The following is a 20,439-nucleotide window of genomic DNA, read 5'->3' on the forward strand; positions in this document are numbered from 1 at the left end:
GCGTGGGCCGCAGTGGATGGAACCGCAGGTATTGCATCGCACGTTCCAAAACCTGTAGCGTGCCGGTCATGGCCAGACCGAGGACGTTCGACGAGGACCGTGCCCTGGACGCGGCGATGCGCACGTTCTGGGCGAACGGCTATGAGGGCACCTCGACCCAGGACCTGTGCGAGGCCACCGGGCTGGGACGCAGCAGCATCTACAACACCTTCCACAGCAAGCGCGACCTGTTCCAGCGATCCCTGGCGCGCTACATCGACACCATGACCATGCGGCAGATCCACATCCTGGAGGATCAGGAGCGGCCGGCGGTGGAGCGGATCCAGGCACTGTTCGACACCATCGTCGAGGGCGAGTTCGAGGTCCGTGCGGGGGCCGGTGGTGAGGGCGGTGGCGAGGGCGGCGGTCGGAGTCTGGGATGTCTGACGGTCAATACGACCGTGGAACTCGCCGGACGCGACCCGGACGCGGACGCCATGCTGGACCGCGATCTGACGCTTCGCCTCGCCTCGCTACGGGCGGTACTGGAAGCCGGTCAGCGCGCGGGTGAGATCGGCTCCTCGCGGGACGCGGGCGCACTGGCCCGGTTCCTCAACGCGGTGATCGGCGGCATGCGGGTCTCCGCCCAGGGGGGCGCGGACCGCGCCACGCTGGAGTCCATCGCGTCGATCGCCGTGGACGCGCTCCGGCGCTGACCCGCCGCACATGTGATCCGCCGCGCATGTGATCCGCTTATGACGTGTTTGTGCATGGCCAAATTTTGAACTGATCGATCCATAACTGTCACGATCACGGGAGCCACCTGCCATGCCTCGCGCTGTATATGTCCTCGCCCTGGGCATCTTCGCCATGGTGACCAGCGAGTTCGTCGTCGCCGGACTCATGCCCCAACTGGCCGAAGGGCTGGACGCGACCGTCCCGCAGATCGGCTACCTGATCACCGCCTTCGCGGCGGCCATGGCCTTCGGAGGGCCGTTCCTCACCGTCGCGCTGCTGAGGACACGTCAGAAGACCGCGCTGATGATCCTGTTCGCCGTCTTTTTGGCGGGCAATGTGCTGGCCGCCACCGCCACCGGTTACGGCGTGATGGTGGCGGCGCGGCTGATCACCGGCGTTGCCTCACAGGCGTTCTTCGGAGTGGCCCTCTCGATCTGTGTCCAGCTCACCCGCCCCGAGATACCGGGACGAGCCATCGCGGCGGTCATGAACGGACTGATGCTGGGCACGCTGCTCGGACTGCCGATGTCCACCCTGATAGGTGAACGATTCGGCTGGCGGGCCGCCTTCTGGACCATCTCCGCGCTGACCGTCCTCGCCGCGCTCTGCACGATCGCCGGGGTGCCGTCCCTGGGCCGTGCCGAAGGAACAGGGAACTTCCGCGAGGAACTCGCGGTCTTCAAGAAGCGCCGACTGTGGCTGGTGCTCTCCACCAGCACGATGATCATCGGTGCGACCTTCGCCGCGTTCAGCTATCTCAACCCGATCCTGACGGAGATCACCGGCTTCTCCACCGGGACCGTGCCGCTGCTGCTCATCGCGTACGGCGCGGCGACCGTCGTCGGCAACACCGTCGTCGGCCGTCTCGCCGACCGCTACACGCTGCGCGTGCTGGTCGGCGGACTTGCTCTGAACCTGGCATTCCTCGCCGGGTTCGCGCTACTCGCGGACGTGCCGGTGCCCGCTGTCGGCTGCATGCTGGGCATTGGGCTGGTCGGCGTCACCATGAACTCCGCGATGGTCACCCGCGTCCAGCGCACGGGAAACACGCGCGCTCTGGTGAACACCGTCCACACGTCCTTCATCACCCTCGGCGTGATCATCGGCTCGTCCGTTGGCGGACTCGCTATCACGGGCTTCGGGCTGCGGGCACCGCTGTGGCTGGGCGCGGTGCTGGCGGTGGCCGGCCTGGCCACGCTGCTCCCCGAAGTCGTACGGGGGCGAGCCGAAGGCGTCCAGGAGCCCGGACGCCGGGCAGCGCCGGACCCTGCCGGAGTGTGCGGGCCCTGACGCGGTGCCTGGCGTTCCCGGGCAGGCGGGACTTTCGCAAGACGCCTCAGTGATGTGCGGCGGGGTCGAAGCCCTCGGGCGCCCGGTCGAGGAACGCGGTGACGGAGCTGATCCGGCCGTCCTCGTCGAGCACGATCACATCGGTCCCCATGGCGAAGGACGTGCCTTCGCCGTCGCCGGTCAGGATCTCCCACTTCAGCCTGGCGCGGTCGTGGTGGATCTGCGGCCGCTCGCGGTGGCGGAGGGACGCGGTGCCGACGTGAGCGACGAACTGGTTCCGGAAGTCCATCAACGCCTGGGCGCCGCTGAGGACTCCGATCTCAGCGCGGTATTCGATGCCGTCGGTGAAGGTCGAAGCCGCAAGGCGGCGCTGCTCCGGCTCCGTGGCAGCGTTCCAGAACCGCAGGTATCGCTCAAGGGCGGTTTCGGCATGCTGCTCGGCCTGTGCTGTCGTCCCGGTCATGGCGGTGGGTCCCTTCGTCACATGAATCGAGCTGGTACGAACCGTTCTCCTGCCCGACTCTGGCTCCGTCGGCGCGCACTGTCGATGACCTGCCGGGTCATTGCCGTCGCCCGCACGCCCGTGCAGCCTGGGCACATGACGACGACCACGGAACCGGTCGGGGTGCTCTTACGGCGTTGGCGCGAGCATCGCCGTCGCTCGCAGCTCGACGTGTCGCTCGCCGCCGAGTTGTCCACCCGGCACCTCAGCTGCATCGAGACCGGTCGGGCCAATCCGAGCCGGGACATGATCAGGCGGCTGTGCGACGAACTCGACGTGCCGCTGCGGGAACGCAACGCGTTCTATCTGGGCGCGGGCTTCGCCCCGGTGCATTCCGAGCGGCCCTTCGCCGATCTCGGCGCGGCACGGGACGCGGTGGAGGCCGTACTGACCGGGCACGAGCCGAATCCCGCCCTCGCCGTCAACGTGCGCTGGGAGTTGCTGGCCGCGAACCGCGCCATGGGGGTGTTTCTCGGTGACGTGGGCGGAGAGCCGTCGCGGCAGCCGTTCAACGTACTCAAGGCGACCCTGCACCCTGACGGCATGGCGGGACGGATCCGGAATCTCGCGCAGTGGCGTGCGCATGTGCTGCGCCGGGTCCGCCGCCAGCTGGACCGCACCTCCGCGTCCGGCCTGGCCGAGCTGCTGGCGGAGCTGGAGAGCTACCCGCTCCCCGACAAGGACGCGGAAGAGTCCCGGGAGCCCGGGAACGGAAACGGGAACGGTGACGGGTACAGGGATGGGGCCGGGGCCGGGGACAGGGCCGCAGGGGCCTCCTCGGAAACCGTGGTCTTCCCGGACGACCTGGTCGTTCCGTTGAGGCTGTCGACAGAGCACGGCGAACTCGCCCTGCTGTACACCACGACGGTGTTCGGGTCGCCGCGCGACGTGACCCTGGACGAGATCGCCATCGAGACGTTCTTTCCCGCGGACGCGCGCACGGCGGCCTTGCTTCGCGAGCCCGGCATGATCCAGACGAGAGGCCCTGGGTGAGCGCGGCGCGCCGTTCGGGCTCGGCGTGAGCTGGTCCGTTGCGGGTCGGGCGAGGGGGCTCCCGCCGAGTGCGAGTGCGAGTGCGAGTGCCAGTGCGAGCGTCCGCGTACGGTGTCGGTTCGGTAGCTCTCCCTTGCGCCCTCGCGATCGAGGTGGAACGGGGCGGCATCCACGCGCTGGACAATTCCCACGCGTATTCGCAGTTCGTGCACCAGAATGCCCGGATGGAAACGGGCACGGCGGCGGAGCTGGTCGAGCGGGCATTGACGGCGGCGCGCGCCGCCGTCGGAACGGATGACTCCGACGAGTACGGGACGCTGCTGTGGCAGGCGGCCGCCGACGGGGCGGCGTCGCTGCCGCTCGGCCTGGAACTGATCGGTTCGCAGGATCCGACCGTGCGCGAGACCGGCTGTGACCTGCTGGGCCACGCGAGCGATCAGAACGAGGCGGTCCGCGCCGAGACGGCGACCGCACTGGTCGCCCTCGCGGAGCAGGAGACCGAAAGCCGCGTGCTGCGGTCCCTGGCGCAAGCGATCGAGAGAACGTACGACCAGCGCGCCGTCCCCGTCCTCGTCGCCCTCGCCGGGCATCCCGACGCCGAGGTCCGCCGGCGGGTGGCCGGCTCCTTCGCGGGGGTCGTCACCGGCCCGCCGGACGGACCGGACATCCACGCACTCATCACACTGACCCGCGACGAGGACCCGCGGGTCCGCACCTGGGCGACGTTCACGCTGGGCTTCCAGGCCGAGGTCGACAGCCCCGCGATCCGGACCGCGCTGTGGGAGCGGACGACCGACGAGAATCCCGATACCCGGGAAGAAGGCATCCGCGGCCTTGCCCGGCGGCATGACCCGCGCGTCGTCCCGCTGTTGGCGGAGCTGCTCGACGACCCTGACGGCGCGCACGTCCTCACGTTCAGCGCGGCGCGGATCATGGGCGTCCCCGAACTGCTGCCGGCCCTGCTGGAGTATGAGCCCGACGGGGCCGGGGTCACCGCTGCCGTGAACGCCTGCGACCCGGTGCGGCGGGCTCAACTGGACGCCTCCGCCTGGGAGCTGGTGTCCACACTCCACCGGCTCCGCCCCGACCTGGACGCCGCCGTCCATATGGAGCGCTTCGACGGGGGCCTGTCCCTCGGCCTCGGCGCCACCTTCGGATCGTCGGGCTACGACGTCGAGGCATTGCTCGCACGCGCGGACGGCAGCCCTGTGCGCGCCGCCGGACTGGTCGCAACCGACCTGCCGAGAACGGGGTTTGAAAGGCACGCACGACGACCACCGCACACCGGGCAGGAAACATGAGCGACGTCCCCGCTCAGGAGATTCCCGCTCAGGAGATCCCTGTCCAGGAGATTCCCCCGCTGCTGCTGCGCGTGATCCCGGAATCCGCAGGGTTCATCGCCGAGAAGTACGACGAACCCGCGGAAGCGGCCGTTCTGACCCGGGACGCGCTCCTCGATCTGTACGAGCTGCTGACCGAGTGCTTCACGACACCGGTGCTCATGCCGCAGTTGGAGAGTGCGAGCCCGGATACGGATGTGCTGGAGCGCTGCTGGGACTTCGTGGAACGCATCGTGTCCCACTCCTCGGAACATGTCAGCGGCGCCGTGTACTTCGAGGTGCTCGAACAGCTCCTGAACGCCGACGGCCTGCTGGAGGCCGCCTGGCCCTCCATGAAGGACCGCACCCGGGCGCGCACCGTGATGATGCTGGACTTCTACGACGTCCGCGTGCGCGGTACCAATCAATACGGCTAGAGCGTGTCTCGGTAACGGCGGGTGGACGCGGCCCGCGCACATGGCCAATCATGGCGTGATACCGCTCCGTGCGCACGAGGCCGATCTGTTCGACAGCTTCAGGGGCCGCTTGGAGGCGATCGCCTACCGGCTGCTGGGGTCGGCCAGTGATGCCGAAGACGCGGTGCAGGACGCGTTTCTGCGGTGGCATGCGGCGGACCGGGAACGGATCGAGACGCCCGAGGCGTGGCTGACGAAGGTGCTCACCAACCTCTGCCTCAACCAGCTCACCTCGGCGCGGGCCAGGCGGGAATCCTATGTGGGGCAGTGGCTCCCGGAACCGGTCCTGGCCGGAGACCCGGTGCTCGGTCCGGCCGACACCGTCGAGCAGCGCGAGTCGGTCTCCGTCGCGATGCTCATCCTCATGGAGCGGCTGTCGCCCAATGAGCGCGTGGTGTACGTGCTGCGCGAGGCATTCGGGTACCCGCACCGCGAGATCGCGGAGATGCTCGGCCTCACCGAGTCGAACTGCCAGCAGATCTACCGGCGTGCCAAGCAGCACGTCACCACCGACCGGCCCCGCGTCCAGGTCGACGCGGACGCCGCGGCGAAGGTCGTCGAGGGATTTCTCGCCGCCGCCCTCAGCGGCGACACCGAGCCGCTGATCCGGCTGCTCACCGACGACGCGGTCGGCGTGTCCGACGGCGGTGCCCGGATTCCGGCCCGCAGGTCCCCGATCATCGGTGCGCTCGGCATCGCGCGATACCTGCGTGGTCTGTTCCGGTCGACCGATACCAAGCGAGCCCTTGTCGGTGGTAGTGCTGCCCTCCATGCCACCGTCGTCAACGGCGGTCCTGCCGTGCTGGTCGCGGTCGGCGAGCGGGTTGTCGGCGTCATCTGCCTCGACGTGACCCCCGACGGCATCGGGGCGGTCCATCTCCAGGTCAACCCCGACAAACTGGAACGCGTCACGCGCCAGTGGGCGGCCACCGGCTCTCATCGTCCTCTCGCGGAGATGTGGTGACCCACGTCACCATCGTTTCCTGTCAGGGATTGAGCGGCTGTCCGGTTCAGGAGGCGAGTCCAACCGGATAGGAGCGCGCCATGAAGCATCGCATTGCCGTCCTGGGAGCCGGGTACGCCGGAGCCATCGCCGCCGGTCGCCTCGCCAGGCGGCTGCACCGCGACGACGTCGAGATCACCCTGGTCAATGGCGACCCCGAGTTCGTCGAACGGGTGCGGCTGCACCAGCTCGCGAGCGGGCAGGATCTGCCGTGTCGCCCGCTGCGCGACGTCTACGCGGGCACCGGCGTGCGGGTCCGGTCGGCGTGGGTCACCGCTGTCGATGTGGACCGCAAGACCGTCGAACTCGCCGGCGAGCACGGCGCCGACACCCGCGACTTCGACACCCGCGACTTCGACACCCGCGACCACGACACTCTCGACTACGACACCCTCGTGTACGCCCTGGGGAGCACCGTCGCCGACCACGGCGTCCCCGGTGTCGCCGAGTACGCCCACCACGTCGCCGGGAAGCAGGACGCGCTGCGGCTGCGGGCGCGTCTGAGCGAGTTGGAGCCGGGCGGGACCGTGCTGGTCGCGGGCGGTGGCCTGACCGGTATCGAAGCAGCCGCCGAGATCGCCGAGGCACACCCGGGTCTCAAGGTCACCATCGCCACCCGCGGCGGCGTCGGCGACTGGCTCAGCGACAAGGCCCAGCGCCACCTGTGCGGCGTCTTCGACCGGCTCGGCATCACGGTCCACGAGCACGCCGACATCACGCGCGTCGAAGCGAACAGCGTGGTCACCCGTGCGGCCGGGGAGATCCCGGCCCACGTGACCGTATGGACCGCGGGCTTCACCGCGCACCCGATCGCGGCCGCCACCACCCTGGAGGTGTCCGACACCGGGCGGATCGTCGTCGACGGCACCATGCGCTCGGTCTCCCACCCCGATGTGTACGCCGTCGGCGACGCCGCACTCGCCGAAGGGGCGGGCGGCAAGACGCTGCGGATGTCCTGCTCCGCGTCCACCCCGATGGCGTGGCAGGCCGCCGACGCCCTCGCCGCGCGCCTGACCGGTCGCAAGGTCCGCCAGACCACGATCGGCTACGCCACCCAGTGCGTCAGCCTCGGACGCCGCGACGGGATCGTGCAACGCGTGACGTACGCGGATGAGGTCACGTCCACCGTCATCACGGGCCGGACCGGCGCCCGTATCAAGGAGTTCATCTGCTCGGGCGCGGCCTGGTGCATCTCCCACCCGACTCTGCTGCTGCCGACCCGCCGCCGCCACCTCGCGGCAACCGCCGAAGTGGAGCTCCGCCCCGTCACCCTGTGACGCGGCCCGCCCGCCGCGCATGGTGCGTAACGCGTCGGAGAAAGTTGACGTGTCGGAACTCTCCGACGCATAGTGGTGGGCATGGCGGCAGTCGATGTGTTCAGTGCCCTGGCCAATCCAGTACGGCGCAAGCTGCTGGAGGCGTTGCGGAACGGGCCACGCGCGGCCGGCGATCTCGCCGGCGAGTTCGCGCTGAGCAGGTCCGCGGTCTCCGAGCACCTGACCGTGCTCAAGAACGTCCGACTGGTACGTGAGGAGCCGCGCGGGCGGCATCGCTACTACCACCTTGAGGCGGCCCCACTGGCCGAAGTGGGCGAGTGGCTGCATCCCTTCGAGCACTACTGGCGCGCCCGGATGGGGGCGCTGCGTGACCTGATCGACGAGGAGAACCCATGAGCACCACCGACCCGAAGGTCATCCGCTGCGACCAGTTCATCGCCCATCCGCCCGCGGCGGTCTGGCGGGCGCTGACCGATCCCGAACTGCACGCGCGGTGGTGGGCCGCCGGTGATGTGCGCCCCGTCGTGGGTCACCGCTTCACGCTGGACATGGGGCCATGGGGACAGCAGTGGTGCGACCAGATCAGCGTCGACGTACTACCGGCGATGGCCGAGGGGCCGCGCACTGCCGACACGCTGCTGGTGACCGCAGTCCGGCATGCCGTATCCGCTTAGTGGGCCGCGAAGGTGGTGAAGGCGGCCCAAGATGTGGGGTCGAGAGTGAGGGTGGGGCCGGTGGGGTTCTTGGAGTCGCGGATGTGGACGGCGTGGGGGCAGGAGACTACTTCGAGGCAGTCGCCTCCCTGTTCGGTGCTGTGGCTGGACTTGCGCCAGTCGTAGGCGACTTCGACACACTCTCCGCCTTCATCGTCACTGAAACCTGACTTGAACCACTTGAGTGCAGTGTTCATAGCTCTCCCAGTAGACGGTCCAACATTCCCATGGAGTCCTCAGGGGTGAGGGCCTGTGCTCGCAGCATCGCATATTTGCAGGACATGATGGACACTCCGTTGGGGTCGGAGACCCAATGGCTGCCGCGTTGGGACTCTGCATAAGCGAGTTGTTGGTGATCGGGCGTTTCCATCAGGCAGAAGGGGCCGCTGACCGCCGCGTGGGTTGTGCGGTTGAGCGGCAGGAACTGGAGCGAGAGACTGGGCAGTTCGGCGCATGCGCGCAGATGTTCCAGTTGGTCGAGGTGGACCTTTCCGCCCCCCAGGGGGAACCGTAGGACCGGCTCCCAGATGACGAAGCTGAGCGTCGGCGGGTCCTTACGGTGAAGGATCTCCTGGCGTTCGATACGGGCGGCAGTCTTGGTTTCGATCTCGTCCTCGTTGAACGCGGGGATGCGTCCGCGGAACAGCGCTCGTGCGTAGGGCTCGATCTGGAGCAGTCCGGTCACTACTTGATTCTGGTACGAGGACAGTGCGATCGCCTCGCGCTCATGGTCCATGTACTGCTCGGACCACAGTGGATACAGATCGATCTCCGGCATATTGGCGAGCCCGACCGACAACGCGCCCTTGGCGTCCAACAGTTCGTCCAGCGTTTCTGCCAGATCCTCCTTAAGCGGTCGCCTACCCCGCTCGATCGACCGGATGGTCTCCTCATCGAGGATGACGCGCTCGGCAAGTGAGCGCTGGGTATAGCCCGCCGCCCGGCGGAACGCCGCTACTTGGGCGCCCAGCATCTTCATCGCGGATGAACTCTTCCTGTTGGGACGCTTCCGGGGATCCATGTCATCCAACTCCCCAAGCCAGCCGGTACTTGATCCATGCAAACCTGTACAAGCGATCTGTACAGGCTCGCGCACTGTTCCACGTTAGTTACTCTCCGCGACGATCGCTCCATGAATGCGACAACTCGCCACTCCGTCCTCCGGGAGCGCTTCTTCCGCCGCGATCGCCGGTCCGTCCCCGCAGCCAGGAAGTTCACCCACCAAGCCCTCATCGACTGGGATCTCACCGAAGGCTTCCGCGCCGACGACGTATTGCTGTGCGTGAGCGAGCTCGCGACCAATGCGCTGCTGCACGGGGTGCCGCCCGGCCGGGGGTTCCGGCTGAATCTGGCGTACGACGGCGACGTACTCCGTATCGAGGTGCACGACAGTGGCCCCGGCGTCCCGCGGATCACCGATTCGGCGGACGGCGAGGGCGGGCGCGGGCTGCTCCTCGTCGCGGCCTTCGCCGACAGGTGGGGCGTGGGGGAGCGGAATCCCGGCAAAGTGGTGTGGTGCGAGTTCGAGGTGCGGCGGCGGGAAGCCGAGGAGACGACGCCCCCGGCGGTCACACACCACGCCGAGGGCTGGCTCGGTCTTCTGCTGACCCGACCGTAGGTTTCCGGCAGGGGCCCTGGGGTCCCACGGGCCCGGCGGGCCTCCTCCGCCGCCCACCGGGCCCCGACCAGACGGACTAACGCCCGGTGGCGGCGGACAGGGACCTTCGTAGGCTTGGCGACGTAGATCAACAGGCGTCCTGTTCCTGTTCCAGAGGTCTGCCCTCCGGTGCTCTCAGAAGGAGATACTTCATGGCCGCTTCCTCTGCCCCCGGGGGTTCCCGACGTTCGGAGGCCGATGTCACAGGATTCACGGCCTCGCCGCAGCTTGCCCGAGCGTTGCAGCAGATCGTGGTGGATCTCGTCGAACTGCATCTCCAGGGGAAGCAGGCCCACTGGAACGTGGTCGGCCACAACTTCCGGGATCTGCACCTGCAACTGGATCAGGTTGTCGACGATGCCCGAGAGTCGGCCGACACCATCGCCGAACGCATGCGCGCTCTGGAGGCCTGGCCGGACGGCCGCTCCGACACCGTAGGGGCGACCACCACTCTCCCCGCGTTCCCGCAGGGCGAGCAGAGTGTGAGCGCCGTTGTCGACCTTGTCACCGCGCGACTGCGTGCCACCGTCGATACGCTGCGCACCCTCCATGACCAGGTCGACAACGAGGATCCCTCCACGGCGGACCTGCTGCACGCGATCATCGACTCCCTGGAGAAGCACGCCTGGATGGTCAGCGCGGAGAACCGTTCTGTCTGACGTCGTTCCCCCCGCATCGCCCCTGGACGCGATATCGGAGGCGGGTGGAGGCGGCCGGAGCCCGCCCCGTGTGCGACCGTTCGCCACTCTTGATCCATCCGGAAGAGTTACCCGATCGGCGGTGGTCCGTCGGCCCGAGTCGCCCCTCCATCAATATGTCGGCGGAATGACGCTCTGCGCCGGCTGCGGTGTACGCCTTCATCACGGGAGTCGTCCGGCCGGCCCGACTCAGGAAAAGGCAGATGCCGACAACTACCCGCAGGTTCCCCCGTGTCGTCCGGGCCGCCGTGACCGTGGCCCTCTCGACGGCCGCCTTCGCTGTGCCCGCCACAGCCACCGCCACAGCAACCGCTCCCACCACCACCGCCACCACACCCGCTCCGTCCGCCGACCACCACGGCAAGGTGGTGTTCGTCCAGAACGACCGTGTCGTGGGCAACCAGGTGATCGCCTACAGCCGGGACGCCGACGGCTCCCTGCACCGGCATACGGTGTACGGCACCGGCGGCAAGGGCGGCGTTCTCGGCGGCTCTGTCGTCGACCACCTCGCCTCGCAGGGATCGCTGACGTACGACCCCCACCACAAGCTGCTGTACGCGGTCAACGCCGGCAGCAACACGGTCACCGTGTTCGCGGTCGAGGGCGACCGGCTCCACCGTAAGCAGATCATCACCTCCGGCGGCGTGTTCCCGGTCAGCGTCACCACGCACGGGGACCGTGTCTTCGTACTCAACGCGCGCGAGGGCGGCTCCATTCAGGGCTTCCGGCTGAAGGAAGGCAAGCTGCACCGGGTCGAGGCCTGGCACCGTGCGCTGCACCTGAACACCGGCGCCGCGCCCGAGTTCACCCACACCCCGGGCCAGGTGGCCTTCACCCCCGACGGATCGCAGCTCGTCGTCACCACCAAACTGGGTGGCAACAGCATCGAGATCTTCCACCTCGACCGTGAGGGCGCGCTGTCGCACAAGCCTGTTGTGGACAGCAAGCCGGGCGCGCAGCCGTTCGGACTGACCTTCGACGCGAAGAACCGGCTCGTCGTCGCCGACGGCGTGGAGAACAGCCTCCTGACGTTCCGTATCCACAAGGACGGCCGTACCACCCTTGTCGACGACGCGCCGACCGGCCAGCAGGCCACCTGCTGGGTCTCCCGCACCGGCGACCACTTCTTCGCCTCCAACGCGGGCAGCAACACCGTCACCCGCTTCCACCAGGACCGCGAGGCCCGCCTCGAACGTCTGGGCAACACCCGCACGGGCACGGGCACGGTGGACTCGTCCATCACCCCCGACGGCCACTTCCTCTACGTCCAGACCGGCGGCGCGGGCGCTGTCGACGCCTTCCGCATCCACCGGGACGGTTCGCTGACCAAGATCAGCACCACCAAGGTCCCCGACGGAGTCGGCGGCGAAGGCATCGTCGCGCTCTGACGGAACCGCTGGGAGCAGTAGCTGACACCCGTTCCCGTTCACGCGGCCTCCCTCGTGAACGGGAACGGTGTGTCTGCCGCTGTCTGCCGCTGCCGCTGCCGCTGCCGCTGCCGCTGCGGGTGCGGGTGTCCCTAGCCTCTCTCCGGTACCGGAGTGTCCGGACTGTCGAGCCAGAGGTGCTGACCGGCGGCGTTCACGGTGAGGCCGTACCGGGTGCGGTCCGGTGATCCGGCGCTCCGCCACCAGGCGTAGGCGGTCTCCACCTCACTCCAGAGCGTGCGGGGACCGTACTGCCGACTGTCGTGCTCCGCCGCATCGGGGATGTAGTCGACACTGGCCCAGGAGCCGGTGGCATGGTCGGCGAGCCAGAGCGTGAACTCACCGTCCGGGCCGTGCCCGACGCTGTACCGGCAGTCGGGGACCAGGATTCCCGCGGTGAAGGCGGCGTTCTCGTCGCCGAGTACGAGCCGGGGGTCGAGGCGGGTGCGCGTGGCCGTGGCCCGGTCCTGTTCCTTGACGGTGGCCATGACATTCCGGTGGGGGGTCTCACCCCTGTTCCACATGAAGGCGGAGTCGCCGATGACGGGGCCGCTCGCGGTGCCGTCCCCGCCCGCGGTGAGGCGCAGGAGGACACCGTTGTACAGGCCGGTTCCCCAGGGCAGCACGATTGCCCCGCCGGGAGCGGTCTGCTCCACCAGGGGGTACGGCACGGTGTGGAGGGCGCAGGTGACGATGACACGGTCGTACGGCGCGTACTCGGGACAGCCGAGGCCGCCGTCGCCGGTGACGACCGTGGGGGCGTAGCCGGCGGCCTTCAGGCTCGCGCGGGCGGTGTCCGCGATGCGGGGGTCCACCTCGATGGAGACCACCTGCCGGTCGCCGAGCCGTTCGCTGAGGAGAGCGGCGTTGTAGCCGGTGCCGGTGCCGATCTCCAGCGCCGTCTGCCCGTCGGTCACGGCGAGGGCGTCAAGCATGGTGGCGACGACGCGCGGCATGCTCGCCGAGCTGGAAGGGATGAGCGCCGTGTCGCGGCCGTTGTCCTCGACTTGGTCCTCGACCTGAGTGACGAGCGCCCGATCGTCGTGGACGAGGGCGTGCCAGCGGTCGGGGTCCGTGGTGCGGTTGAGCGGGTGGTAGCCGTCGTCGCCCCGGATCCAGATGCGGTCCGGGATGAACCGCTCGCGGTCGACCCGCGTGAAGGCCTCGCGCCACGCGGGGGAGAGGTAGCCTCCTCGGGTCAGCTCCTCGACGAGGCCGACCCGAGAGCTTTCTCTGCTCACTTCTTCGGTGTTTCGGGTCGTTTCGGATCGGCCGGTGGAATGGGCTTGTCGGGTTTGTGTCCGTCACTCTCGGCCGGGTCGGGCTTCCCGCTGTGGCTGCCGCCCATCGGTGTCTCCTTCGCGCGATGACATGACGTTCTGTGATCGGAAGCTACCGGAGCGCCAGGGGCGGAGGAAGGGCGCACCGCTGTTCGCGGTGGGCGCCCCGTAGCGCGTGCGGTGCCGGATAAACAGCGCATTGACAACCGCGTTGGGGATGAGCGATTGATTTCGCCTCTCGGAGCCGGGGATCATGGGGGTGCCTGAGGCTGTCCGGGAACGGGGAGACAGCGAGACGGCTGACGGGGAAACGGGGAAACGGGAGGTTTCGCGGATGACGTGGGACGAGTGGGAGGCGCTCAAGGCCGGTGCGGCGGCGCGCGGTTCCACACAGATGCGGTTGAACCAGGCTCCGGCCGATCAGGGTGGCGGGACTTCGCCGGGCGCGGCTTCGGAGGATCTGAAGTCGGACAAGAAGGCGTGGGTAACGGCTGGTGAGGGCGTAAAAGGCTTGAAGGACGGCATCGGCAAGGCGTTGACGAAGCTGGCCGACGGGCAGGCGGGGCTGGGTGGCGACGGCGGGTGTCAGAGCGCGGCGGCGCAGAAGGAGTTGTACGACTCCTGGAAGAAGTACGTCGGTGATGTGAGCAGCCGCTGCGACGAGTTGGGCGGGCTTCTGGAAAGGTCGGGTCACGATCTGTCGAAGCCCGACCAGGGGCTCAAGGCGGAGCTGGACGCGCTCAAGCTGAAGTATCAGGACACCGAGGCCGTCGGCGGCCAGGCGAAGGAGAAGTGATCCGCGGTCATGGATCTCGCGACGCTGAAAGCCCTCAAGCCGTCGGAGTACGAGGAATCCGGGGCCGGCTACCGGGCGACCGGTGACATGGCCAGTGCGGCCAAGGACACCATCGACAACCAGATCTGCGCGGGGGTGCGCAATCAGCTCAAGGGCGAGACCGCCACGGCCGCCTTACGGGAGCTCCAGGAGTTGTCGAAGAACTTCCACTACGTGCAGACCGAGTGCGGTCTGGCCAGCACCGCGCTGAATGGCTTCGCCTTCGACATGGCGGTGGCCAAGCGAAAGCTGGAGGCGGCGATCGAGGACGCTCGCGCCGACACGTGCACGGTGAACCCGGACGGCTCGGTCACCTATCCGGCAGGCAGGAAGCCCGGCGACGAGAAGATCGCCGAGGGTGGCACCGTCATGGGGAGCGCCGGAGGCAGCCCCACGTCCGATGCCCTGGAGCGCCAGGCGGCGAACATCCATCCGAACCCGAACTACGGCAGGGCGATGGGATACGCCGGCCGGATCGCCGACGCGTTGAAGGAAGCCACCGACGCGGACGCGAAGTGGGCGCCGAAGCTGCGTGCGCTGAAGGCCGACGACGATCTGACGGTCTCCCAACGGGACTGGGCCGACGCGCGGTCGGACATGGGCGGGGTTGGCGAGGCGGGCAAGAGCTACCTCGATTCCCTGCCGCAGCCCCCGAAGGACGGCGGCCCGAAGGACAACGCCTCGTGGTGGCAGGGGCTCAGTCCCGAGGAGCAGGCGGCGTGGATCTCCCTTCGGCCCGATGCCGTAGGGGCGCTCGACGGGCTGCCGACCACGGTCCGGGACGAGGCGAATCGTGTGGTCTTCGAGGAGAAGCGGGGGCAGCTCCAGATGGAGCTGGACTCCATCCCGAAGCCGCCTGCCAACGAGTGGACGTGGATCACCGCAGGTATGTACCCGTCCAAGGTGCACACCGACGAGTGGATGGAGTGGCACAACAAGTACGGGGACCGGTACGAGCAGCTCAACAAGTCCCTCAACGGCATGAAGAGCATCCAGGAACGCTTCGACAAGACCGGAGAGGAAGGTCTGCCCGAGGCGTACCTGCTCGGTTTCAGCGCGGAGGGCAACGGCCGGGCCATCGTCGCGAACGGGAATCCGGACACGGCAGATCACCAGGCGGTCTATGTGCCGGGTACGACATCGAATCTGGGCAGCGTCGGCGGCGACATCAACCGCATGGTGAATGTGTGGCGCGTGGCCGACGACGAGGCCGACGGCGGCTCGGTGTCCACGATCACCTGGCTCGGGTACGACGCCCCGCAGAACATCGTCAAGGACTCGCCGTTCAGCCACTACGCGAATGACGGCGCCCCGGCCTACAACCGCTTCCTCGACGGCCTCGACGCGTCACGTACGGCTGATTCGGACCCGCACCGCACGGCGATCGGCCACTCCTACGGCACGACCCTCATAGGGTCGGCGGCCCGGCAGGGTGACCTGAACGTGGACGACGTGATCCTCGCCGGCAGCCCCGGCGTGCAGGTGAGCAACGCCGATCAGATGGATGTCCCCGAAGGGCATGTTTGGAACCAGGAGGCCGACGGGGATTTCGTCCCGGACATCGGTCGTTTCGGGCACGGCGGAACCGACTGGGACGGCGCATGGACGATTCCCAGCGACGAGCGCTTCGGCGCCAACCAGATGGCCACGGACACCGAAGGCCACAGCGACTACTGGAAAGAGAACACCCAGAGCCTGCGGAATCAGGGCCTGGTTGTCGCAGGGCGCGGCGATGAAGTGACGCTGAAGTAGTGGCCCGCCTACGAAAGGACGCCCATGAGACGCCCTGATGACCGATCCAGTGAACGTCAGACGAATCGACCGACTCCTGTCCCGGTCCGACCCATTGAGGCTCTTCGACTTGAAGATCAAGCTGGGCGCATCCGCGCTCCTCGTGTCCATCGCCCTTACGACCCTCACCGGATGCAGCATGACTGACGCCAAGGACTCCGCCCTTCCCGCCGCGGGCACCAGCAATTCGGAGGACGCTGCCGCTGTGGCAAAGAAGGTCTCCAGCGAGATCTACGACCTGATCGGCATCAAGGGAAAGGCGTCCAACACCGGAGCGGGCGTCAGCGAGTGCAGCGGCAAGGATCCGGAGAAGTACTTCCAGATCTTTCACCCGTGGAGCTTCGTACCCGAATCGGCCGACCAGCTCAGTGGTGTGATGGAGCGGCTCAAGGAGGAACTGCCCAAGCACGGCTGGAAGGTAGTGGAGTACGGGCCCGACACGAGCAAGAACAAGAACCTCAGCCTCACGGCCGACAACGACAAGAAGAAGTACAGCGTGAGTGTCGTCCATCGCGCGAAGAACAACCCGCCGAAGCTGAGCCTGATGGTCGTCTCCGGCTGCTACCAGGTGCCGGAGGGCCAGAAGGTCGAGCGGTTCTGAAGGCGCCGCTTCCATGGCGCCCTCGACCCGGGCAGCGTCGGTCCGGGCTTGAGGATCAAGCCCGGACGACGCTGGGAGACGAACCGGTGCCTGCTGAGCGTTACAGGCGCTCGGGGGCGCGGATGCCCAGGAGCGCCAGGCCCTGCTGGAGCGTGCGGGCCGTGACGTCGCACAGGAAGAGACGGTTCTCGACCAGCTCCGCCGGGTTCTCGTCGCTCAGTACGTGGCACTGGTCGTAGAACGTCGTGAAGTGCGACGCCAGTTGGTACAGGTACGCGGCGAGCTTGTGCGGTTCGTACGCCGACGCGACCTCCGCCAGCACCTCGCCGAACTGGTCCACGTGCAGACCCAGCGCCCGCTCGGCCGGGGCCAGTGCCAGCTCCGGGTGGGCCACCGGCTTCGCGTCGCCCGCCCGGCGCAGGATCGACTGGATACGGGCGTACGCGTACTGGATGTAGACGGACGTGTCGCCGTGCAGCGAGACCATCTGGTCCAGGTCGAACTTGTAGTCCCGGGCGGCGGACGTGGACAGGTCGGCGTACTTCACCGCGCCGATGCCCACCTGCCTGCCGCGCTCGGCGATCTCCTCCTCGCTGAGGTCCTTCGCCTTTTCCCGTACGACCGCCGTCGCCCGCTCGACCGCCTCCTCCAGCAGGTCCACCAGCCGTACGGTCTCGCCCTCACGGGTCTTGAACGGCTTGCCGTCCTTGCCGAGGACCGTGCCGAACGCCAGCTGGACGGCGTGCACCTCGTCGTTCAGCCAGCCGGCCCGGCGGGCGGTCTCGAAGACCATCTTGAAGTGCAGCGACTGGCGCGCGTCGACGACGTACAGCAGGGTCGTCGCCGACAGGTTCCGCACCCGGTCGCGGATCGCGGAGAGGTCGGTGGCCGCGTAGCCGTAGCCGCCGTTGGACTTCTTGACGATGAGCGGGACCTTGTTGCCGTCCGGGCCCTTCACATCGTCGAAGAACACACAGAGCGCGCCCTCGGAGCGGACCGCGACCCCGGACTCCTCCAGGATCCGGCAGGTCTCCTCCAGCATGTCGTTGTAGCCGGACTCGCCGACGATGTCGGGGTCGCGGATCTCCATGTCCAGCTGGTTGAAGACCGAGTAGAAGTAGATCTTCGACTCGTCCACGAACCGCTGCCACAGGGCCAGCGTCTCCTTGTCACCGGCCTGGAGGTCCACCACCCGGTCCCGCGCGCGCGCCTTGAACTCCTCGTCGGAGTCGAAGAGCGTCCGCGACGCCTTGTAGAGCCGGTTGAGGGAGGACATCGCCTCCTCGCCGGAGGTGGCGGCGCCCTTGTGGTCCAGCTCGTGCGGGTGCTCGATCAGATACTGGATGAGCATGCCGAACTGGGTGCCCCAGTCGCCGATGTGATGGCGCCGGACCACCTTCTCGCCGGTGAACTCCAGGATCTCCACCATCGCCGCGCCGATCACGGCGGAGCGCAGATGCCCGACGTGCATCTCCTTGGCCACGTTCGGCTGCGCGTAGTCGATGACGGTCGTGCCGGGGGCCGACCCGTACGGAACGCCGAGCCGGGTGTCCGCCGCGCGGGCCCCGAGGGTCTCGATGATCGCCCGGTCCGTGACCGTGATGTTGAGGAAGCCGGGGCCGGAGACCTCGATGTCCTTGATCACGCCCTCGGCGGGGAGCGACGCCACGACCCGCGTCGCCAGCTCGCGCGGGTTGCCCTTGAGCTGCTTGGCGAGCGCCAGGAGCCCATTGGCCTGGAAATCGGCCCGGTCGCTTCGTCGCAGCAGCGGGCTCGCGGGACCGGCCTCCGGCAGGGCTGACGAGAGGGCGTCCGCGATGCGCTGATCGACTGTCGAAGCGAGGGAAGTGACCGAGGCCATGGGCGGGTGCCGTTCCTGTTGGGTGCGGAGGGAAGTCCTGCCCAGTATCCCATGGTGTAACAAGCCGTTTTCGCTCTCCCGGAGGGACCTGGGAGAATGGCAGCCGCCGGAATGTTTGGGCGATACGAGAAAGAAGAAGGACGTGCCGATCGTGGCTCAGAGCACCGAGACCGACTGGGTCTCCCGTTTCGCGGACGATGTCATCGCCGAGTCGGAGCGACGTGCGCCTGGCACGAAACATTCTCTCGCTACCGCTCCGGGGATCGTCATCGCGTCCGGACTCTCCCCTTCCGGCCCCATCCACCTGGGGAACCTCCGCGAGGTCATGACCCCGCACCTGGTCGCGGACGAGATCCGCAGGCGCGGCTACGAGGTCAGGCATCTGATCTCCTGGGACGACTACGACCGCTATCGCAAGGTTCCGGCCGGCGTTCCCGGTACGGACCCGTCCTGGGCCGAGCACATCGGCAAGCCGCTGACGTCCGTGCCCGCCCCGGCGGGGTCGGCGTACCCGAACTGGGCCGAGCACTTCAAGGCGGCGATGACCGAGGCGCTGGCCGAGCTGGGCGTCGAGTACGACGGCATCAGCCAGACCGAGCGGTACACCGCCGGGGCGTACCGCGCGCAGATCCTGCACGCGATGAAGCACCGCGCGGAGATCGACGCGATCCTCGACCGTTACCGGACGAAGGACAAGGCCAAGGATTCTCCTCAGAAGGCTCCTCAAGGCCAGAAGCAGGGCCAGAAGCAGGGGCAGAAGCAGCCCGAGGACGCCGAGTTGGAGGCCGCCGAGGGCTCGGGCGCGGCGGCCGAGGACGACGGCAGCGGCGGGGCCGCCGGCTACTTCCCGTACAAGCCCTTCTGCGGCGGCTGCGGCAAGGACCTGACCACCGTCACCGCGTACGACGACGAGACGACCGCGCTCACGTACACCTGCACGGAGTGCGGCTTCTCCGAGACCGTCCTGCTGAGCGAGTTCAACCGCGGCAAGCTGGTCTGGAAGGTCGACTGGCCGATGCGCTGGGCGTACGAGGGCGTGATCTTCGAGCCGTCCGGGGTCGACCACTCCTCGCCGGGGTCCTCGTTCGTCGTCGGCGGGCAGATCGTGCGCGAGATCTTCGACGGCGTCCAGCCGATCGGCCCGATGTACGCCTTCGTCGGGATCTCCGGGATGGCGAAGATGTCGTCCAGCAAGGGCGGCGTACCGACCCCGGCCGACGCGCTGAAGATCATGGAGGCGCCGCTGCTGCGCTGGCTCTACGCGCGGCGCAGGCCCAACCAGTCGTTCAAGATCGCCTTCGACCAGGAGATCCAGCGGCTCTACGACGAGTGGGACGCGCTGGAGCGTAAGGTCGCCGACGGCTCCGTCCTGCCGGCCGACGCCGCCGCGTACTCCCGCGCCACGAGCACCGCGTCCGGTGAGCTGCCGCGTACGCCGCGTCCGCTGCCGTACCGCACGCTGGCCTCGGTCGTGGACATCACGGCCGGCGCCGAGGAGCAGACCCTGCGGATCCTCAGCGAGCTGGACCCGGCCCGTCCGCTGGCCTCGCTGGACGAGGCGCGTCCCCGGCTGGACCGCGCACAGAACTGGATCACCAGCCAGGTGCCGGCCGAGGCGCGGACGATCGTGCGCTCCGACCCGGACCGGGAACTGCTGGACTCGCTCGACGCGCGGGGTCAGGAGTCGCTGCGGCTGCTGCTGGAGGGCCTGGACAGCCACTGGTCGCTGGACGGGCTGACCACGCTCGTCTACGGCGTGCCCAAGGTCCTGGAGGGGCTGGCCCCCGACGCCAAGCCCACCGCCGAACTGAAGACCGCCCAGCGGTCGTTCTTCGCGCTGCTCTACCGGCTGCTGGTCGGCCGGGACACCGGGCCGAGGCTGCCCACGCTGCTGCTGGCGGTGGGCGCGGACCGGGTGAGGAAGCTGCTCGGCGTCGGCTGAGGCCCGGTTACGGCCGAAGACGCGGGAGGGCCCTCGCCCGGTGGGTGGGTGAGGGCC

21 protein-coding genes are annotated in these 20,439 nt (G+C 68.4%); 16 read left to right on the forward strand and 5 right to left on the reverse strand.

Translation table 11 applies throughout. The features are described from left to right. Positions 1-68 precede the first annotated feature (68 nt). Positions 69-695, forward strand: a complete 627-nt coding sequence (locus tag ACIRQP_RS06650; protein ID WP_403884472.1) for a TetR/AcrR family transcriptional regulator — start codon at positions 69-71, stop codon at positions 693-695. A gap of 112 nt (positions 696-807) precedes the next feature. Continuing rightward, positions 808-2,007 (forward strand): MFS transporter, encoded by a 1,200-nt coding sequence (locus tag ACIRQP_RS06655; protein WP_403884475.1) that lies wholly within the window; start codon positions 808-810, stop codon positions 2,005-2,007. 46 nt (positions 2,008-2,053) lie between these two features. Here ACIRQP_RS06655 and ACIRQP_RS06660 read toward each other — a convergent pair whose 3' ends face one another. Further along, positions 2,054-2,470, reverse strand: a complete 417-nt coding sequence (locus ACIRQP_RS06660; RefSeq protein ID WP_403884478.1) for an isomerase — start codon at positions 2,468-2,470, stop codon at positions 2,054-2,056. Between the two features lie 135 nt (positions 2,471-2,605). Between ACIRQP_RS06660 and ACIRQP_RS06665 the strand changes: the two genes are divergently transcribed. The 7 genes from ACIRQP_RS06665 (at position 2,606) to ACIRQP_RS06695 (ending at position 8,251) form a co-directional block, all read left to right on the forward strand. Next, a complete protein-coding gene (locus ACIRQP_RS06665) occupies positions 2,606-3,502 on the forward strand; it encodes a helix-turn-helix domain-containing protein (protein ID WP_403884481.1) in 897 nt (298 codons plus the stop codon). A 224-nt stretch (positions 3,503-3,726) separates the two neighbouring features. After that, positions 3,727-4,803 (forward strand): HEAT repeat domain-containing protein, encoded by a 1,077-nt coding sequence (locus ACIRQP_RS06670; RefSeq protein WP_403884484.1) that lies wholly within the window; start codon positions 3,727-3,729, stop codon positions 4,801-4,803. Continuing rightward, a complete protein-coding gene (locus ACIRQP_RS06675) occupies positions 4,800-5,258 on the forward strand; it encodes a hypothetical protein (protein WP_403884487.1) in 459 nt (152 codons plus the stop codon). Before ACIRQP_RS06670 ends, ACIRQP_RS06675 begins: the two co-directional genes overlap by 4 nt. A gap of 58 nt (positions 5,259-5,316) precedes the next feature. Then, a complete protein-coding gene (gene sigJ, locus ACIRQP_RS06680; protein ID WP_403885336.1) occupies positions 5,317-6,261 on the forward strand; it encodes an RNA polymerase sigma factor SigJ in 945 nt (314 codons plus the stop codon). 80 nt (positions 6,262-6,341) lie between these two features. Further along, positions 6,342-7,577 (forward strand): NAD(P)/FAD-dependent oxidoreductase, encoded by a 1,236-nt coding sequence (locus ACIRQP_RS06685; protein ID WP_403884490.1) that lies wholly within the window; start codon positions 6,342-6,344, stop codon positions 7,575-7,577. 81 nt (positions 7,578-7,658) lie between these two features. After that, on the forward strand, positions 7,659-7,973 hold the full coding sequence (locus ACIRQP_RS06690) for an ArsR/SmtB family transcription factor (RefSeq protein ID WP_384020830.1): 315 nt from the start codon (positions 7,659-7,661) through the stop codon (positions 7,971-7,973). After that, positions 7,970-8,251 carry an SRPBCC domain-containing protein gene (locus ACIRQP_RS06695; RefSeq protein WP_403884493.1) on the forward strand — a complete coding sequence of 94 codons (282 nt, stop codon included), beginning with the start codon at positions 7,970-7,972 and terminating at the stop codon, positions 8,249-8,251. The genes ACIRQP_RS06690 and ACIRQP_RS06695 overlap by 4 nt, the downstream gene beginning before the upstream one ends. Here ACIRQP_RS06695 and ACIRQP_RS06700 read toward each other — a convergent pair. After that, a complete protein-coding gene (locus tag ACIRQP_RS06700; protein ID WP_403884496.1) occupies positions 8,248-8,487 on the reverse strand; it encodes a DUF397 domain-containing protein in 240 nt (79 codons plus the stop codon). The genes ACIRQP_RS06695 and ACIRQP_RS06700 overlap by 4 nt on opposite strands. Beyond that, the gene (locus ACIRQP_RS06705; protein WP_403885339.1) at positions 8,484-9,311 is read right to left on the reverse strand and encodes a Scr1 family TA system antitoxin-like transcriptional regulator; all 828 of its coding nucleotides are present in this window, start codon (positions 9,309-9,311) and stop codon (positions 8,484-8,486) included. Before ACIRQP_RS06705 ends, ACIRQP_RS06700 begins: the two co-directional genes overlap by 4 nt. Positions 9,312-9,422: 111 nt before the next feature. Between ACIRQP_RS06705 and ACIRQP_RS06710 the strand changes: the two genes are divergently transcribed. From ACIRQP_RS06710 to ACIRQP_RS06720, 3 genes are all read left to right on the forward strand, one after another. Further along, a complete protein-coding gene (locus ACIRQP_RS06710; RefSeq protein ID WP_403884499.1) occupies positions 9,423-9,908 on the forward strand; it encodes an ATP-binding protein in 486 nt (161 codons plus the stop codon). A gap of 191 nt (positions 9,909-10,099) precedes the next feature. Beyond that, positions 10,100-10,606, forward strand: coding sequence for a Dps family protein (locus tag ACIRQP_RS06715; RefSeq protein WP_403884502.1), 507 nt, complete (start codon positions 10,100-10,102; stop codon positions 10,604-10,606). A gap of 242 nt (positions 10,607-10,848) precedes the next feature. Further along, positions 10,849-12,033, forward strand: coding sequence for a lactonase family protein (locus ACIRQP_RS06720; RefSeq protein WP_403884505.1), 1,185 nt, complete (start codon positions 10,849-10,851; stop codon positions 12,031-12,033). A gap of 131 nt (positions 12,034-12,164) precedes the next feature. Here the strand turns inward: ACIRQP_RS06720 and ACIRQP_RS06725 are convergent, their stop codons facing one another. After that, positions 12,165-13,313 carry a methyltransferase domain-containing protein gene (locus ACIRQP_RS06725; RefSeq protein ID WP_403884508.1) on the reverse strand — a complete coding sequence of 383 codons (1,149 nt, stop codon included), beginning with the start codon at positions 13,311-13,313 and terminating at the stop codon, positions 12,165-12,167. 373 nt (positions 13,314-13,686) lie between these two features. Between ACIRQP_RS06725 and ACIRQP_RS06730 the strand changes: the two genes are divergently transcribed. From ACIRQP_RS06730 to ACIRQP_RS06740, 3 genes are all read left to right on the forward strand, one after another. Further along, positions 13,687-14,148: a hypothetical protein gene (locus ACIRQP_RS06730; protein WP_403884511.1), complete on the forward strand. Its 462-nt coding sequence runs from the start codon at positions 13,687-13,689 to the stop codon at positions 14,146-14,148. Positions 14,149-14,157: 9 nt separating this feature from the next. Next, positions 14,158-15,939, forward strand: a complete 1,782-nt coding sequence (locus ACIRQP_RS06735) for an alpha/beta hydrolase (RefSeq protein ID WP_403884514.1) — start codon at positions 14,158-14,160, stop codon at positions 15,937-15,939. A gap of 109 nt (positions 15,940-16,048) precedes the next feature. After that, positions 16,049-16,579: a hypothetical protein gene (locus ACIRQP_RS06740; RefSeq protein ID WP_403884517.1), complete on the forward strand. Its 531-nt coding sequence runs from the start codon at positions 16,049-16,051 to the stop codon at positions 16,577-16,579. Between the two features lie 100 nt (positions 16,580-16,679). Here the strand turns inward: ACIRQP_RS06740 and argS are convergent, their stop codons facing one another. After that, the gene (gene argS, locus ACIRQP_RS06745; protein ID WP_403884520.1) at positions 16,680-18,440 is read right to left on the reverse strand and encodes an arginine--tRNA ligase; all 1,761 of its coding nucleotides are present in this window, start codon (positions 18,438-18,440) and stop codon (positions 16,680-16,682) included. A 142-nt stretch (positions 18,441-18,582) separates the two neighbouring features. On the opposite strand from argS, the gene lysS reads away from it, so the two are divergent. Beyond that, the gene (gene lysS / locus ACIRQP_RS06750; protein ID WP_403884523.1) at positions 18,583-20,382 is read left to right on the forward strand and encodes a lysine--tRNA ligase; all 1,800 of its coding nucleotides are present in this window, start codon (positions 18,583-18,585) and stop codon (positions 20,380-20,382) included. Positions 20,383-20,439: the final 57 nt, after the last annotated feature.

The organism is Streptomyces sp. NPDC102274 (assembly GCF_044766385.1).
Lineage (GTDB): Bacteria > Actinomycetota > Actinomycetes > Streptomycetales > Streptomycetaceae > Streptomyces.